Genomic DNA, 14,211 nt, shown 5'->3' on the forward strand with positions numbered 1-14,211 from the left:
CGAGATCGTCGTACGACGGACGACGCTTCGACAGGCCCACGAACAGACCAACGATCCGATCAGCGGCAGGTCACACGACCTGCTGAGCAGTCACCGCCAGCGTAGGCGCGGTGCTCGCGCTGATACTCCTCCTCTGGGTTCTTCTCCAATTCGCCGCATTTACGTGAGAAGAGCGTGGCAGCGAGGGCGTGGTCCTGTGAGTACCAGTGCCACATCTCCGTGCGTACGCTCGCGGCGTATGCCTGTCCGTGTGCCATGTCGGCATTGTGGTCGGTGCTGCGGATCATCCCCATGGTCCGACTTGCGAAGACATACCGCAGCACCCGAATGCCAGCGATGGAGCAGAGGCTGCGCTGGCTTGCCGTGTCCGGGACCGATCAGCAGGCGTGGCACGACCGCCCTGATATCGCGTGGGACGTGCCCGCCGAAGTGCCGCTGGGTAGCAGGTCCGAACGAAACGGTCAGCCCGCGCCACCACAGCGGTATGGATTGCCTCGACCCGTACGGCAGCTTTTGCGGCCCTCGTCACCATGTCCGAGACGTCACCTTTACCGAAGACGCCTCCACCTTCCACACAGGCACCGCACCCCGCGCCATGGCTACCTTCTGCAACCTCGCCATTGGCGCGCTGAAGATCCTCGGAGCCGGCAACATCGCCAAGACCACCCGAGCCATCTGCCACGAACCCGAACAAGCACCTTAAATCCTGGGCGTCACCAGTGACCCGGACACTCCAGGAACTTGATCAGCCCCTGCGTCGACCCGGTGAAGCTCCGCACCCTAGAGCGTCTCCTTGCCTGCCGTAGCGTGAAGCACGTCCTATTCAATGCAAGCTGGCTGCTGCTTGGACCATGCTCTGCCCCCGCCCCCTGCGAGGCCGGGGCAGAGCATGCTGGCTTCTCCACACCGGGCCTGCGTCTGTCCGTCCAGCCCTTCGGGTCCAGCCGCCGAGCACGCGGCACGGCCACGGGGCCGGGCCCGGTCGGGCACCCCCGGAAACGGTCGCGCACCGGGCTCCCCGGGCTCGTGCACGGATCTAGATGCGCGAGTTGCGCAACGACTGCAACACGGCTCCGGCCAGCGCCCGCGTCGACCGAGGGACCGACAGGAGCTCGTGCTCGCGATACAACGCCCAGTTGCAGGGGATGAGCGAGAGCTTGTTGGACGACAGCGACCCTGCCCGGTGAGCCCGGTACACCGCCAGCGGCTCGGTCAGTCCCCGCGCGTGGAAGCCGTCCCGCAGGATGCTCAACCACAGCGCGTAGTCCTGGCGCTTCGGCATTTCCGGCATGAGCCGTGTGCCGAGCACCGTGCGGTCATACATGGCCGTCAGAGCGCCGATGTAGTCCCGACGCAGCATCGCGGAGTAGTCCACATGCACCCGCGCCTGCACCACCCGCCCATTGGGCACGAAGTCAGCGGCCTCACCGGCGTAGTCGGCATCCATCTTGTAGTAGGACGTGTACGTCAACGGCGCATCGTCCGCCTTCGCGAAGTCGAGCTGCCGGTCCAGCTTCGCGGGCAGCCACAGGTCATCGGAGTCGAGAAAGGCAACGTAGCTCCCCCTGGCCCGCTCCATGGCGAGGTTGCGGGCGCGGCCTGCGCCGCCCTGCTCGGGCGCCGCCTTCACCAGGACACGTTCATCTTGGCGTGCGAAGTCCCGCAGCAGGCCCATCGAGTCGTCTGAGGACGCATCGTCAGTGATCAGCAGTTCGAGATCGGTGTGGGTCTGGGCCAGGACCGACCGGATCGCGGGCCCGAGCGTGGCTGCCGAGTTGTGTACCGGCATCACCACCGAAACCAGGGGCACAGCCGCTCCTTACCCAGATTGGAGTCGTCATGGATGTTGTCGTCGCCGGCCAAGGTTACGTGTGACTGCCGCTCGCCGTGGGCCATCGAGTCGTCGGCTACGACGTGGACGCAGGCATGACCATCGCGTTCAACCGCTCGCACGCCGCGTACCTGATCCTCGCAACCGGCATCTCAGCAGCGGACAGAGTTGCCCATAACCCCCTGTGCCCGTTGTCGCGTATCGACACCAAGCACCCGGTCGTGGAGAAGCGTCTTGAGCTCGACCTCCCACAGTTCGGCGATCTGGCCGTCGGCGCCGTCGGCCCGGCCGGTTATGTTGTCGATCGCGATGACGCGGCGGGCACCGAGCGGATCGATGCCGACGAAGTGCCCTCCCTGGATTTCCTCGGTGTGATCCGTCCACTCCAGCCCGCCTCCAGGTACGGCGATGTCCAGTGTGCACCGGCCCAGTTGGGCTTGACGGTGTGTCTGCGGACGGTGCGCTGCACGCCTGATGCACTGCTCATGACAGGCTCCTGGACTCCGCGCTAGCAGGGGCCTGCAGCGGGATGGAGCGCAGGGCACGAACCGGGGACTGCCACAGCACCCCGAACGGCACGAACAGCGCGCACGTGATCACCGTCAGAGTCGGGCGCAGTCCGATCCAGGTGCCGAGCCCGCCCGCTATGAGCGCGGCGTAGGGCCGCAGGCCGAAGGCGAGGAACGCGCCCGTGGACTGGGCGCGGCCCTGCATGTGGACGGGGCACAGTTCCTGGCGGACGCTGCGCTGCAGACTGCCGTGGGCCACCGCGGCGCAGGTCTGGAGGGCCATGCCCGTTCCGATCGCGAGCTGCCCGGCGAGACCCGGTCCGGCCAGGACGAGTGGCAGCTGGGCGAGCGGGTTGAGGGCGAGAGCGGTGAGCATGACCCGTCCCGGACCCCAGCGCCGCTCGAGCGGCCGCCAGACGAGGGCGCCGATAAACCCGCCCACGCCGCCAGCGCCCATGACGAGGCCGAGGGCGGTCGGACTCCAGGCGAGGTTCCGCAGCAGATACAGCGACGAGAGCGCCGAGCTGGCGGCGAGGACGAACGAGGTGGCGGAGTTGGCCAGCACGATGGCGCGCACGACCGGTTGGGTAAGGGTGTAGTCGAGGCCCTCCCTGATCTCCGCCCAGTGGCTTACGCCGGTGCGGCGCGGCTCGGGGGCGGGCTCGCGGTGGCGGACGCGCAGCAGGCACCAGGCGGAGAGCAGATAGGAGAGGGCGTCCAGGGCGATCGCGCGGGCCGCACCGAACGCGGTGACGAGGAGGCCGCCGAGGTTGTTGCCGGCCAGGTCAGCGAGTGAGTTGGACGCCCCGAGCTTGGAGTTGCCCTCCTTGAGCTGCTCGCCGGACAGCAGGGTGGGCAGGTAGCTGATCGCGGCGTTGCTGCCGATCACGTTGAACGCCGAGACGAGGAAGGCGACCAGGAATAGCTGGCCCATAGTGACGCTGGCGAGCCACTGGGCGATCGGGATGCTCGCCAGGGTCGCGGCGCACAGCGCGTTGCAGCTGATGATGATCGGCTTCTTGCGGTAGCGGTCGGCCAGCACCCCGGCATGCAGGGACAGCAGCAGCTGCGGCAGCTTCCCGGCGAATGCGATCAACGCGACGTCCATCGTGGTGGCGTGCAGGACCACCGCGGCGAGGACCGACGTGCCGATCGAGGTGACACCGCTGCCGACCACGCTGCCGCTCTGGCCCGCCCAGTACCAGCGGAAGTCCGCGTGCAGCCATAAACTCCCGGCGGACCCGATCGCCCTCAACGTGCACCATCCTGCGCCGAACTCCGCTTTGCTGCACGCCCGTTCTGTGCCGGTATGCCGTGTGCGCTCCCATTTGGTTCGGTGGTGAACTGGCTGGCCTGCAGGTTGTAGAGCTCGGCATACAGGGAACCGTCCTGGGCGAGGAGCTCGTCTGGGCTGCCGGATTCGACGAGGCGGCCGTCGTCGAGGACGTGCACGAGGTCGGCGTGCCGTATCGAGGCCAGCCGGTGGGTGATAAGCACGATGGTCTGCCCAGCATCGGCGAGCGCCCGAATCTGGTCGAATACCTCCACCTCGGCCCGGGCGTCCAGGGCCGCGGTGGGCTCATCCACGATCAAGACCTCGCCGGCCCGGTGGGCTGCCCGAGCGATCCCGAGGCGCTGCCACTGTCCGCCGGACAGTTCCACGCCACCGCGAAAGCCTCGGCCGAGCAGGGTGTCGAGCCCCCGGGGCAGCTTCGCGATGACCTCCTGGGCGCCGGCGTGGTCGATGGCCGGCCTCAGCCCGGCATCGTCCATGGGCAGTTCGGGACGGCCGATCGCCACGTTCACCCGGGCGGTGAACACCCATCGGGTGAAGTCCTGCGCCACCATCGCGATCCGCGAGGCCAGTTGCTCCCGCGAGGCCCGTGCAGCGTCCACGTCATTCCACAGGATCCGGCCACGGCTCGGCTGATACAGCCCGGCCAGCAGCTTGACCAGCGTCGACTTGCCGGCGCCGTTGACGCCGACGAGTGCCACGATCTTCCCGGTGGGGATGGACAGCGACACGTCCTTCAAGGCCTCGCCGTCCTGCCCGGGGTAGGCGAACGACACCTGCTCGAAGCGAATCTCATCCACCTGCTCCGGCAGGTCCACTCCGCCGGACGGGATGGCCCGCTGGTCCGCCTCGGCGATCAGCCGCTGCAGGTCGGCGACGTAAAGGATCTCGCTGTTCAGGGAGTTGAGCTGGTTGACCAGCGTGGTCAGGCTGGATGCCCCGGTGCGGATGCCGATGATGGCGGTGCCCGCTACCGCAAGGTCCATGAACCCGAACCACAGCAGTGCGAACAGGGCACTGTAGGTGGCGGCGGTGGCCAGCCCGGTCCATGCCGAGGCAATCAACACGGTGCGCCCCTCCTGGCGAGCCACCCGCTCCTTCTCCGCCTCGGCGGCCTCCGACATGCCGCGATAGTGCTCCAGCAAGAACGGGCCAACCTGGTGCACCCGGATCTCCGGTGCCGTCTTCGGATCAATGATCATCGATGAGATCTTCGAGCATGCCCTCGAGTGCTGGACCCACGTCTGCCACAACCAGTACCGGCGCCGGGCCGTCGCCAGAGCCGACCAGCCACTGGGCAGCGCCATCAGCGCGAGCATGGGCATCAACGCCCAGTGGAGCACGGTCAGTACACCGATCGCGGCGATGAACCCGAGGAGCGCGTTGATGACCTGGGTGCCCATGCGGACGGAGAACCGGGCGGCCATCGCTCCGTGCTGCGCGGAGTCCAGCAGCCGGTGGAAGTCGTCGTCCTCGATCGCCGCGAGCTCGACCTGGCAGGCCCGCTCCAGGTAGGTCTCGGTCGCCTTCCGCTCGACCTTCGGCTCGAGCCGGCCCGTCGCATAGGTCGAGCGCGACCGGCACAGCGACGCCACCATCATGGCCACTGCAACGACCACGAGCGCCGGAGCGGCCGCCTGCGCCTGCTCCTGCAGGGAGCCACCGGCCATCACATGTGCCAGGGCCGCGTTGACCGCGAGCAGGGTGACGATACGGGTCAGGCCCTGGCCCAGCTCGGCACCGATCAACTGCCAGGTCGCACTGCGGTCGGCCGCCCAGGCCAACCGGACCACGGTCACCAGCTGCGCCGGCAGCTGCCTGACCATGCCGGTGAAGGTGATGTTCAGCCGGGCGTCTTCATGCCGTGACCAGCCCTGGTCATAGCGCAGGGGACCGCCGAACAGCAGCTTCTCGGACTCGGAGACAACCGGCTCCGGCCCCTCGTCCTTGGCCGTGCTGGTACTGGATTCACTTGCTTCCCCCAGTGTGTTCACCAAGCCATCCCCTGCCCCGGGATTTCCTCGACCTTGGCGCCCGGTGTGAGACGCAGCCCCCACCGGTCGCAGGCGATACGTTCGGCGGCCTCCGCCTGGAGATGGGCCTGCTCACCCCAGCCGAACAGCTCGATCGCCTGTCGCGGCGGGGCGAGCAGCCGCAGCAGGCTCCGCCCGGCCGGATCCGGGGCAGCGGCTGCGATGTGCGTGACGCGGGCGGCATAGCGGACCCGCGCGTACGGTCCGCCGCCGCCGAACACTGTGCCCTCGGCGTCGTATACGTAGCCCAGGTAGCAGGGGTCGGCCAGGGCGGCCTGGGCCTCTTCCCGTGTCTCGCGGATCAGGGCACGGGTCGGATCGCCGACGTCGGCCTGTTCGATCTTCCCGCCGGGCAGCAGCGGTAGCCAGTAGGCGGTGTCGAGCAGGACTACACAGCGGCCGTCCGGTACGAACAGCCACCCCCACGCCTGGCGGACCGGCAGGGCGGAGGGGACGGGAGCGGGATGCCATGGCCACTGCTGGCATTCGGTGACCATGAACGGCACCGTCCCGCCGTCGTGGTTGTGCCGCTGCGCCGGTGGGGCGGTGGATAGGGCAAGGGGTGAGCGGTTGTCGGGGCGATCGGGCACAGGCCTCTCCTTAACAACACGGTGTGTCAAAGCAGTTCGAGCTGTGTGGGGCGGGCGGTGCGGGGCGTGATGCCGGCCGCGCGGACGAGATCACCGAGGGTGTGAAGGGTGTGGTGGCGGGTGGCGTCGGTGAGCAGCGCCCGGAACAGGGCGGCGGTGACGGTGACGTCGTCCATCGCTCGATGCCGGTGTGCAGGCTGGGGGATCCCGCAGTGCGCCAGCAGCGCGTCGAGGCTGTAGGAGGGCAGGCCGGGCCACACGCGACGAGCCAGAAGTCGGGTGCAGATCAGTCGCGTGTCCCCCAGGCGCGGGCAGTGGTCGCGGTAGCGGTAGATGAACCCGGCCTCGACCGGAGCATGGTGTGCCACCAGCATCTTGGGGCGGGCCGGCAGAGCCACGTCCAGGGTGTGCAGCACGGTGGCGGCGCCGGGGGCCTCGGCGACGTCGCTAGACGTGATGCCGGTCTGCTTCGTGTCGAGCGCGGTGACGGGCGCATGGAGAGGTGGACGGATCAGCGACTGGAACTCGAACCCGCTGCGTACCGGGCCCTGGCCTGGCGCGTGCTGAATTCCCAGGGCTGCGACCTCGATCGGCTCCGGGGAGGCCCCCTTCGGCGTCGTGCCCTCGAAGTCGATCGTGATGAAGTGGGTCTCTTGGAATGCGGGGTCGCTGGCGAGCCGCGGATTCTCCCGGCGCATGGGCGTCACCACCCGACCGTGGTTCGGGTGTGCTCGGCGCGAAGATTCATGATCATGGTGTGGGCTTCGTCGACGAGCTCCAGGTCGTGGTGCTGGGTGCCGAACCGTACGGAGTCCAGCGCGTCCAGCACGCCGTACGCGATGCGTGCCTGCTGTTCTTCGGGAGTAAGCGGGCGGGCGTAGCCGCTGGCGAAAGCGGCAGCGAGGTCAGGCCGCTGGTAGAGGTCCCGGTAGTACAGGCGGCTCAGGTCCCTGCGCACGGCGGGCTCAAGCTGTGTCCGCTCGAAGTCGATGACGCGGAGGTACTGCTCGCGCTCGTCCCACATCCAGTTCCTGGGCCTGTAGTCCCCGTGCGCCACCACGGCATCCAGACCGGCCGGGGCCTTCGAGGCGAGAGCGCCGAGGAACTTCAGGTCGTCGATCGTGAGGTAAGCCTCGGCGGCTGCCAGCAGCTTCTCAAGGTCGGCTTCCCACTCGGCCTCCGCCTCCGTGGAGGGGCAGGAGCGGGGGTCGGCAGCGTGCAGCCGGGCCAGCAGCGCGCCAGCCTGTCGATACGCCTCCCGCTCCTGCTCGGCCGGCAGTCGTAGCTTGTCCAAGCTCTGGCCGGGTACGGCGGTGACCAGCACCGTCCGGGTCTCCGCATCAGAGGCGACCAGTGTCGGAGTCCGGTCCTGCCCGAGGGCGGCAGTCCACTTTGCGTAGGCTTCGACCTCGCGGCGGTGCAGTTTGGGGCCCGTGTTCTGCTTGGCGTACCACCTTGTGCCGCCAGGGGCTTGAAGCTCCCAGAGCGAGGTGCGGAGCGAGTCGGAACGGGGGTGTTCGGCGATGACTTCGTGGGTGTCGGTCACTGTGGAGAGCAGGCCGTGGAACGCGGTGGGCAAGGTCTTCACTGTGGGGCGCCTCTCTTCGCGACAACGTCACGGACTCTGAGTGATCTCACCTGCACCCAGAGTTGTGGGGTGGTGGTGAAGGATGTCAGGAGCCACTGACAACGCCCCCGGCCGTTCGTCCTGAATTGATCAACGTGAACTGGATCAGCAGCACCGCTTGCCGCGTCGCTGTAGCTGGAGGCGAAGGGACTGAGCATCGTGATGGTGGACATGGATTACCGGCCCTGATTGGCGTCCGTCAGGGCTGCCTCGATCTCGTCGAGGCTGGCGAGCAGATGTCGTATCGCCACCTGCCGATCTCCCCAGTACTGCCCAAGGCCAACGTGAAATTGCTCAGACGACGCCTCGACGCTGGGGGCGGCACCGTGGAAGCCGTAGAGCATGTCCAGCAACGCGACCCGAGCACAGGCTTCGGTATGCGGGAGGGTGGGGTTCTGTGACCGGTACGCCTCGATCATCCGTACTGCGAACTGCTGCCAGCCGTTTCCATGAGCCACGGTGCATGGGTCGAAGGCAGCGCGACCCAGCTCCCATACGGGAGATCCGTTCACGCCACGGAAGTTGAGGATGCCGGTAACGGAGTCGGCAACCATGAACACGCGGGTGCGGGCGAAGTTCCCGTGCACCGCCTGGTTCGTCAACTCCGCAGGAAGCCCGGCACGAAGCCGATCAGTATGTGCGACGAGGTCCAGCTGACGGCCGAGCAGCCGGTCACGCATCTGCGCCAGGTCGCGAGGCTCCCGCTGGCGGACCGCCTCCGGCACGACCGCGCACTCGGCCACCCCTTCATCAGGGGACATGGTGCGCCAGTCTGTACGCACCGCTAGCTCGGGCATGGGGTACGCGGCCAAGACCCGGTGCATCCGACCCAGCACGGTGCCCATGCCCTCGGCGCACGCCAAGGTCATGGATCTCGTGTCCGCGCGGCCAAGAACGTCGTCGGCCACAGCCCACGCGCTGCCCTCCGATATGGCGACGAGGTCACCGTCACGGTCAGGCCAGACCCGCGGTACGGGAAGGTCGGCGACCCTGCAGAACTCCGACATGTCCCATGCCGCCCGCGCCAGGTTCACGTCGACCGACGTGGCGTACTCCGCGACCCGCAGCCGCCGGCCATCAGCGGTCAGGACACGTCGATTCACGGACTCGCTGTCTGCCGATGCCCACTCCACTGAATCGACCGAGATTCCATACCGCTCGGCGAGGACGTCTGCAGTGAGTTCGTCCATCCAGGCGTCGTCGTCCATGCGGCTCACGGATTTCCCCTTCTGTACTAGGCGGTGAACGGGGGCACGGCGAAGGCGTGCCTTTGCAGATCAAGAACCGGCGGCGGAGGAGGCAGGTGCTTGAAGGTTCGTGGGCTCGCTGCCTCCTCGCTGACATGGCGGCGGCAGGCAGCGAGCCCATTGGGTAGCTATCGGGCTGGATGGACTGTGTCCCGTCCCTGGCCTGTCACCGTGCTGCGTTCTGCGGGACGGGGCTGGTCTGTGCGGCGTGCTTCGGGTGTTGGGGGTTGAGGAACCAGTGACGGGCGGAGGCGAGCCACCAGCCCCCGGCGAAGATCACCACTACGCCGACGGCGACGGGTGCGTAGTTGAAGGTCTCCAAGGTCACTGGGGACGCCTGGGGCAGCATGAAGAGCACGGTGATCAGCGCAACCCAGGTCACGGCGATCACGCCGATCGGGGTGGACCAGCGGCCGAGATGCCACGGGCCGCGCCGGAAGGAGTCGCCTTGACGCAGCCGCAGCAGCGTCGGGATGACGTACGCGATGTACAGGCCGATCGTCGCGATCGACGTGACGGCCGCGTACGCGGTCGAGTTGACCAGGTAGGGAAGGCCGAGGACGAAGGCACCGCCGGCGGCAAGCCAGACCGCATTGGTCGGCGTACGGGTTCCCGGGTGCAGCTTGTGCCACGTCTTGGAGAAGGGCAGGGCCCCGTCACGGGAGAAGGCGTAGATCATGCGCGAGTTGGCGGTCACGCTGGCCATGCCGCAGAAGAGTTGGGCTCCGATGACGATGAGCAGCATCATCTTGCCGGTGCTCTCCCCGAGGGCATCCAGGAAGATCTGCGCGGGCGGCACACCAGTCTTGGAGTCGAGGGAGCCGCTGTAGGACTGGATGGCGAAGGTCAGCCCGAAGAGGAGTACGAACCCGGCGGCCCAGGAGACCAGGATGGACCGGATGATCCCGCGGGGTCCCTCGACGGAGGCGTTCTTGGTTTCCTCGGTCATGTGGGCGGAAGCGTCGTAGCCGGTGAAGGTGTACTGGGCCATCAGCAGGCCGATCAAGCTGACGTAGATCGCCGAGCCCCAGCCGGTGTTGTTGACGAACTCGGTGAAGACGAACTGCGGGGACTGGTGATGATCGGGGACCAGGAGGAGGGCGCCGACGATCACCACCACGCCGATCAGGTGCCACCAGACACTGACCGTGTTGAAGAAGCCCACGATCCGGACGCGGAACGTGTTCACGAGGGCGTGCAAGATGAGGATGATGCCGAACAGGACGATCGTGTGCCCGGGAGTGGCCGCGTAGCCGAACTGCAAGTCCAGGTAGGCGTTCAGGAACGAAGCGGCGCCGAAGTCGATCCCCGCGGTGACCGCCACCTGACCCAAGGTGTTAAACCATCCGGTAAACCAGGCCCACGCTGGAGCGGACTGTCGTGGGGCCAGTTTGTGGGCCCAGAAGTAGAGGCCAGCCGACGTGGGGTAGGAGGAGCAGACCTCCGCCATGGCCAGGCCGACGAACAGGGTCATCAGGCCGACAAGTACCCAGCCCCACATGATCAGCGCGGGGCCACCGGTGTTCATGCCGTACGCGTACATGGTCAAGCAGCCGCTGAGGATGCTGATGATCGTGAAGCTGACCGCGAAGTTCTGCCTGCCGCTCATGCTGCGGTCGAGTGTCTGGGTAATGCCCAGCTCGGCGAGGCGCTCCTCTTCCGATTGTGTGGTGCTTGGGATGTCGAGGGGCATGGGGGGTACTTCCTCCATCGTGAATGCGTCGGGTGCATTGGGTTGTGTCTGGGGTTTGAGCTCCGCGGCGGGGCCTTGTGGTCAGGGCTCGGCGAGTTTCATCGCCCAGCCGCGATGGCGGCGGAACAAGGTCTTGGCGTCGCCGCAGTAGCCCCATGGCACGTCGGTGGCGTACGGGCCGATGGCGTCGAAGACGTCCGCGGCTTCCAAGTGCCGGCCTGCGAACGACAAGGCGTGCGCCAGGTAGTTGGCGTCCTCGTGGAAGGCGGCGTGAGGCCGCTTGGGGGCCCGGCAGTCCCACCAGTTCGTCCACGCCTGGCTGGTCGAGGGATTGTCCGTCCACGGGTGAACGGTCAGTCCGTAACGGTCTCCGTCCACCTCCATGCGCAGACGGTGGGATTCGGCAAGAGCGACCAGCGGCAGCACGTGCAGCGGCAGCCCTCGCGGGGTGTGGGCGCACCGCTCTTGCGCCCAGTGGAATACCTCTCCGCCGGTGCCATGCCAGGAAGGGAAGAGGTAGGTGAGCAGTTCGTGGTGCGCTTCCCGGTTCCAGGGGTCGCATGCAATTGCCTGCTGCCACACCTGACTTAACGTCGCGCGCCATTCACGGTCGCGTGGAGGCGAATGGAAGCGCGTCAACGCGAGCATGACAACGTAAGGGGATGGATCATTCGGCAACGCGTCAGCGGCGGCATCGCAGGTATCCCACGCCTGCCGCATCGCCTCGCTGAGGCCATGCCCCCGGCCGGCGGTCATCGACCGCAATGCCTGCACGTTGGCCAGCAGCGCCAGGGCGTGCGGAGAGCGCGGCTCCGCCTGCGCCCACGTGTCAGCGAACGTCAGCCGTACTCCGATACGGGCGAGGACCTGCAGGCGGAAGATTCGCCTGTCCCAGTCGGCCCCCGTCGATGCCAGGAGTTCGCGAGCGCCTTCCCAGCGCCCCATCGCTGCATCCTCGATCACCCCACGAAGGGCGGCGTCGTCCCGGGCCGGATGCCGATCGAGGGCAGGTCTGTGCCTACCCATGGCTCTCCCGCCTCACTTGCTCCACGGATGGGGCGAGCTGCTGAGTCCCGACGAGCGATGCTTTCCCCCGTGCGTGAACTGCGCTCTTGCCATCCGGTGTAGGCAGTGAGAGGCGTTGGGTCCTCAGCAGCGCCGCAGCCGTGGCAAAGGTCACCGCCCGGCGCGCAGGCACATCGGGTATCGGCATCATCGAAAGTCCTCGGGTCACGTCCGGTGGTGGAAAGACCGCCAGGGCATGGGGGGTGAAGGGAGGCGAGCCAACAACCTCGCCCGTGCCCCGACGGTCGGCCTAGAAGTCGATTTTTGCGATCAGCTCGACCGCGCCCTGCACGCCCTCTTTGATGCTCGGTGCCGCGGAGCTGCTGGCCAGGAAGAAGCCGAACAGGATGCACACGATTCCGTGCGCGACGTTCAGGCCAGCCTTCTTCATGAGGAGGAAGACGATCACGCCGAAGAGCACGACGGCGGAGAAACTAACGACCACAACGGCCCTCCAAGCGGCGGCGCCTGCCGCGGCACGATTGCTGTACCGCCAGATGCCGCCGGGGCATCCGCGTCAAGGGCTGATCCATCCGTACGTGTAAGGCCGAAAGCACCTCGGACTCCGGTGGCGAGATCAGGGATAGTTGAGTCCACAGTGCGAGCGTCGCGTGCGGGCCCGAAAGATCCGTTCCCGGATGGTTCGTCGGTGCCACGCACTGTGGGAGACCCCAGGGTGGTGCGAAATCGCGCGGCGCGCACATAGCCCAGGTGATATCACTGGAGTGATTTCGGTTTCACCAGGGGTAGTTGGGGCAACACGCCCACGTTCAACCGGGGAGGTAGGAGTGCTTGCGCAGTCGCCGCGACGCTGTGAACGGTGCGGCTGCCAACTAAGCCGGTACAACTCTGGAACGATGTGCTCGGCCTGTCTCCGCTCCCACAGCGAGACCCTAGCCACTCCCTCCGTTCCAGAACACGTGTGGCGAAACATCGATGTTCAACAAGCCTTAGCAGCCTGGGACTTCAGTCAAGTAACCCGCCTAATTCGCCAGCACGGATCTCTGCGCCAAGACGACGTTGCTCAACTAACCGGCCTCAGCCAAGCGTTCCTCTCCATGCTCGAAGCGGGACGCCGACGCCTCACCAACATCGACAAGATCGCCGAGTTCCTTACAGGACTCGGCGTTCCACCAGAGCTCACTCCTCTGCCGCGCCCCGCCGCTCAACATGCTCCGGTCGTCGAAGTTGAGTGGGAAAGCCCGCTGGAGATCGCCAAGCGGCTGAACACCCTCACCTCGTCCCACGTAGATCCGGCGACGCTGCGCATCCTGGAGCAACAGATCACGGACATCGTGGATCGCTATGAACAGGAAGGTCCACACCAACTGGTGCCGGTCACGACCGAACTGCGCACGTACGTTCAACCGTTGTTGGAGGGACAGCAGCCACCCAGGCAGCGAGAAGCCCTATTCCGGCTGGCCGCGCAGGCCTCCGGGCTCCTTGGCTACATGGCCGTGAACGCCGGACGCGAGGTCTTGGCTGAGGCGTACTGCACAGAGGCCCACGCGCTCGCGGCCGAGATCGACGACCAGGACCTGATGATGTGGGCCTTGGGCACTCGATCGTTGAGCGCCTACTACGCTGGGCGTTTCGCTGATGCCCTCACCTGGGCCGAGGCGGGCATAGACATCAATCCTCATAGCCCTCAAGCCATTCGCCTCCTGGCCAACGGAAGCGCCCGCGCCCTGGGAAAGCTTGGGGATGCCACGGGCGCCCAGCGTGCCCTCGCCCAGGCAGAGGAGCTCAGCGGACAGCATGTGCTGCCCGACGGGCTCACCTCGTGTATCTCCTTCGTCCCCTACAGCTTGGCCCGGACTCTAGCCAATGCCGCCACCGTCCACGTTTCGCTCGGAGACACCCCCAAAGTCATCGCGTACGCCGAGCAGATCGACGGGCTCGTCGCGCGGTCTGACTCGGCCTGGAGCCAAGCCTTGGTCCGTCTCGATGTCGCCACCGCCCTGCTGACCGGGGCACGACCTGACGTTGAGCACGCCATGGTTCTCGGACAGCAGGTTCTCGACGCCGGCGGTGGGCCGCCAATCCGATCCGTGGTCCAGCGCGCCGGAGAACTCGCCGACCGCGCCACCCAGTGGCGCGACCTGTCAGCCGTACGCAACTACACGGAAGCCCTCCGCGTGTGGCGCTCCTCCCCGCTGACCCGCGCCGTGGCCGAATCTGCCAAGATGACACGCCCAGACGGACAGCCGCGAGCGAGAGGGGCCGCCAGTGCTCTTGACCGCCAGCCCCACAGCATTTCCCGCAGCCCCTCCGCCCAGCACTGACAACCCCCACGTCATCGCCGCCCACGACTGGGCTGCC

General features: G+C 67.1%; 12 protein-coding genes and 1 pseudogene. 3 read left to right on the forward strand and 10 right to left on the reverse strand.

Features of this window, described 5'->3' with window-relative positions; all coding sequences use genetic code 11:
* Nucleotides 1–526: 526 nt before the first annotated feature.
* Nucleotides 527–703 (forward strand): annotated as a pseudogene (locus tag AB0N07_RS41535) (ISAs1 family transposase); the annotation flags it as partial.
* A 333-nt stretch (nucleotides 704–1,036) separates the two neighbouring features.
* Here AB0N07_RS41535 and AB0N07_RS41540 read toward each other — a convergent pair.
* The gene (locus AB0N07_RS41540; RefSeq protein WP_365844472.1) at nucleotides 1,037–1,810 is read right to left on the reverse strand and encodes a glycosyltransferase family 2 protein; all 774 of its coding nucleotides are present in this window, start codon (nucleotides 1,808–1,810) and stop codon (nucleotides 1,037–1,039) included.
* Nucleotides 1,811–1,926: 116 nt separating this feature from the next.
* Here AB0N07_RS41540 and AB0N07_RS41545 point away from each other — a divergent pair, with 116 nt between their 5' ends.
* Nucleotides 1,927–2,343 carry a hypothetical protein gene (locus tag AB0N07_RS41545; RefSeq protein WP_365844474.1) on the forward strand — a complete coding sequence of 139 codons (417 nt, stop codon included), beginning with the start codon at nucleotides 1,927–1,929 and terminating at the stop codon, nucleotides 2,341–2,343.
* Here AB0N07_RS41545 and AB0N07_RS41550 read toward each other — a convergent pair.
* From AB0N07_RS41550 to AB0N07_RS41590, 9 genes are all read right to left on the reverse strand, one after another.
* A complete protein-coding gene (locus AB0N07_RS41550) occupies nucleotides 2,315–3,595 on the reverse strand; it encodes an MFS transporter (protein WP_365844476.1) in 1,281 nt (426 codons plus the stop codon). The two genes, AB0N07_RS41545 and AB0N07_RS41550, sit on opposite strands and share 29 nt — an antisense overlap.
* Nucleotides 3,592–5,628: an ABC transporter ATP-binding protein gene (locus AB0N07_RS41555; RefSeq protein WP_365844478.1), complete on the reverse strand. Its 2,037-nt coding sequence runs from the start codon at nucleotides 5,626–5,628 to the stop codon at nucleotides 3,592–3,594. The genes AB0N07_RS41550 and AB0N07_RS41555 overlap by 4 nt, the downstream gene beginning before the upstream one ends.
* Nucleotides 5,625–6,257, reverse strand: a complete 633-nt coding sequence (locus AB0N07_RS41560; RefSeq protein WP_365844480.1) for a hypothetical protein — start codon at nucleotides 6,255–6,257, stop codon at nucleotides 5,625–5,627. The genes AB0N07_RS41555 and AB0N07_RS41560 overlap by 4 nt, the downstream gene beginning before the upstream one ends.
* 26 nt (nucleotides 6,258–6,283) lie before the next feature.
* Complete coding sequence (locus tag AB0N07_RS41565) at nucleotides 6,284–6,955, reverse strand: 3'-5' exonuclease (RefSeq protein ID WP_365844514.1); 672 nt, start codon at nucleotides 6,953–6,955, stop codon at nucleotides 6,284–6,286.
* A 5-nt stretch (nucleotides 6,956–6,960) separates the two neighbouring features.
* The gene (locus AB0N07_RS41570; protein ID WP_365844482.1) at nucleotides 6,961–7,845 is read right to left on the reverse strand and encodes an aminoglycoside phosphotransferase family protein; all 885 of its coding nucleotides are present in this window, start codon (nucleotides 7,843–7,845) and stop codon (nucleotides 6,961–6,963) included.
* A gap of 215 nt (nucleotides 7,846–8,060) precedes the next feature.
* On the reverse strand, nucleotides 8,061–9,101 hold the full coding sequence (locus tag AB0N07_RS41575) for a phosphotransferase (RefSeq protein ID WP_365844484.1): 1,041 nt from the start codon (nucleotides 9,099–9,101) through the stop codon (nucleotides 8,061–8,063).
* Nucleotides 9,102–9,297: 196 nt separating this feature from the next.
* Nucleotides 9,298–10,824: an amino acid permease gene (locus AB0N07_RS41580; RefSeq protein WP_365844486.1), complete on the reverse strand. Its 1,527-nt coding sequence runs from the start codon at nucleotides 10,822–10,824 to the stop codon at nucleotides 9,298–9,300.
* Between the two features lie 81 nt (nucleotides 10,825–10,905).
* Nucleotides 10,906–11,787, reverse strand: a complete 882-nt coding sequence (locus tag AB0N07_RS41585; RefSeq protein WP_365844488.1) for a hypothetical protein — start codon at nucleotides 11,785–11,787, stop codon at nucleotides 10,906–10,908.
* Between the two features lie 352 nt (nucleotides 11,788–12,139).
* The gene (locus tag AB0N07_RS41590; protein WP_365844490.1) at nucleotides 12,140–12,334 is read right to left on the reverse strand and encodes a hypothetical protein; all 195 of its coding nucleotides are present in this window, start codon (nucleotides 12,332–12,334) and stop codon (nucleotides 12,140–12,142) included.
* 412 nt (nucleotides 12,335–12,746) lie between these two features.
* Here AB0N07_RS41590 and AB0N07_RS41595 point away from each other — a divergent pair, with 412 nt between their 5' ends.
* Nucleotides 12,747–14,174 carry a helix-turn-helix transcriptional regulator gene (locus tag AB0N07_RS41595; protein ID WP_365844492.1) on the forward strand — a complete coding sequence of 476 codons (1,428 nt, stop codon included), beginning with the start codon at nucleotides 12,747–12,749 and terminating at the stop codon, nucleotides 14,172–14,174.
* Nucleotides 14,175–14,211: the final 37 nt, after the last annotated feature.

The sequence above is a fragment of the Streptomyces sp. NPDC051172 genome (assembly GCF_040682555.1).
Lineage (GTDB): Bacteria > Actinomycetota > Actinomycetes > Streptomycetales > Streptomycetaceae > Streptomyces.

What these genes read in the sequence shown, in the direction of transcription:
- AB0N07_RS41545 (WP_365844474.1), top strand. Translation starts at nt 1,927, where the DNA reads ATGACCATCGCGTTCAACCGCTCGCACGCCGCGTACCTGATCCTCGCA.
- AB0N07_RS41565 (WP_365844514.1), bottom strand. Translation starts at nt 6,955, where the DNA reads ATGCGCCGGGAGAATCCGCGGCTCGCCAGCGACCCCGCATTCCAAGAG.
- AB0N07_RS41580 (WP_365844486.1), bottom strand. Translation starts at nt 10,824, where the DNA reads ATGCCCCTCGACATCCCAAGCACCACACAATCGGAAGAGGAGCGCCTC.
- AB0N07_RS41595 (WP_365844492.1), top strand. Translation starts at nt 12,747, where the DNA reads ATGTGCTCGGCCTGTCTCCGCTCCCACAGCGAGACCCTAGCCACTCCC.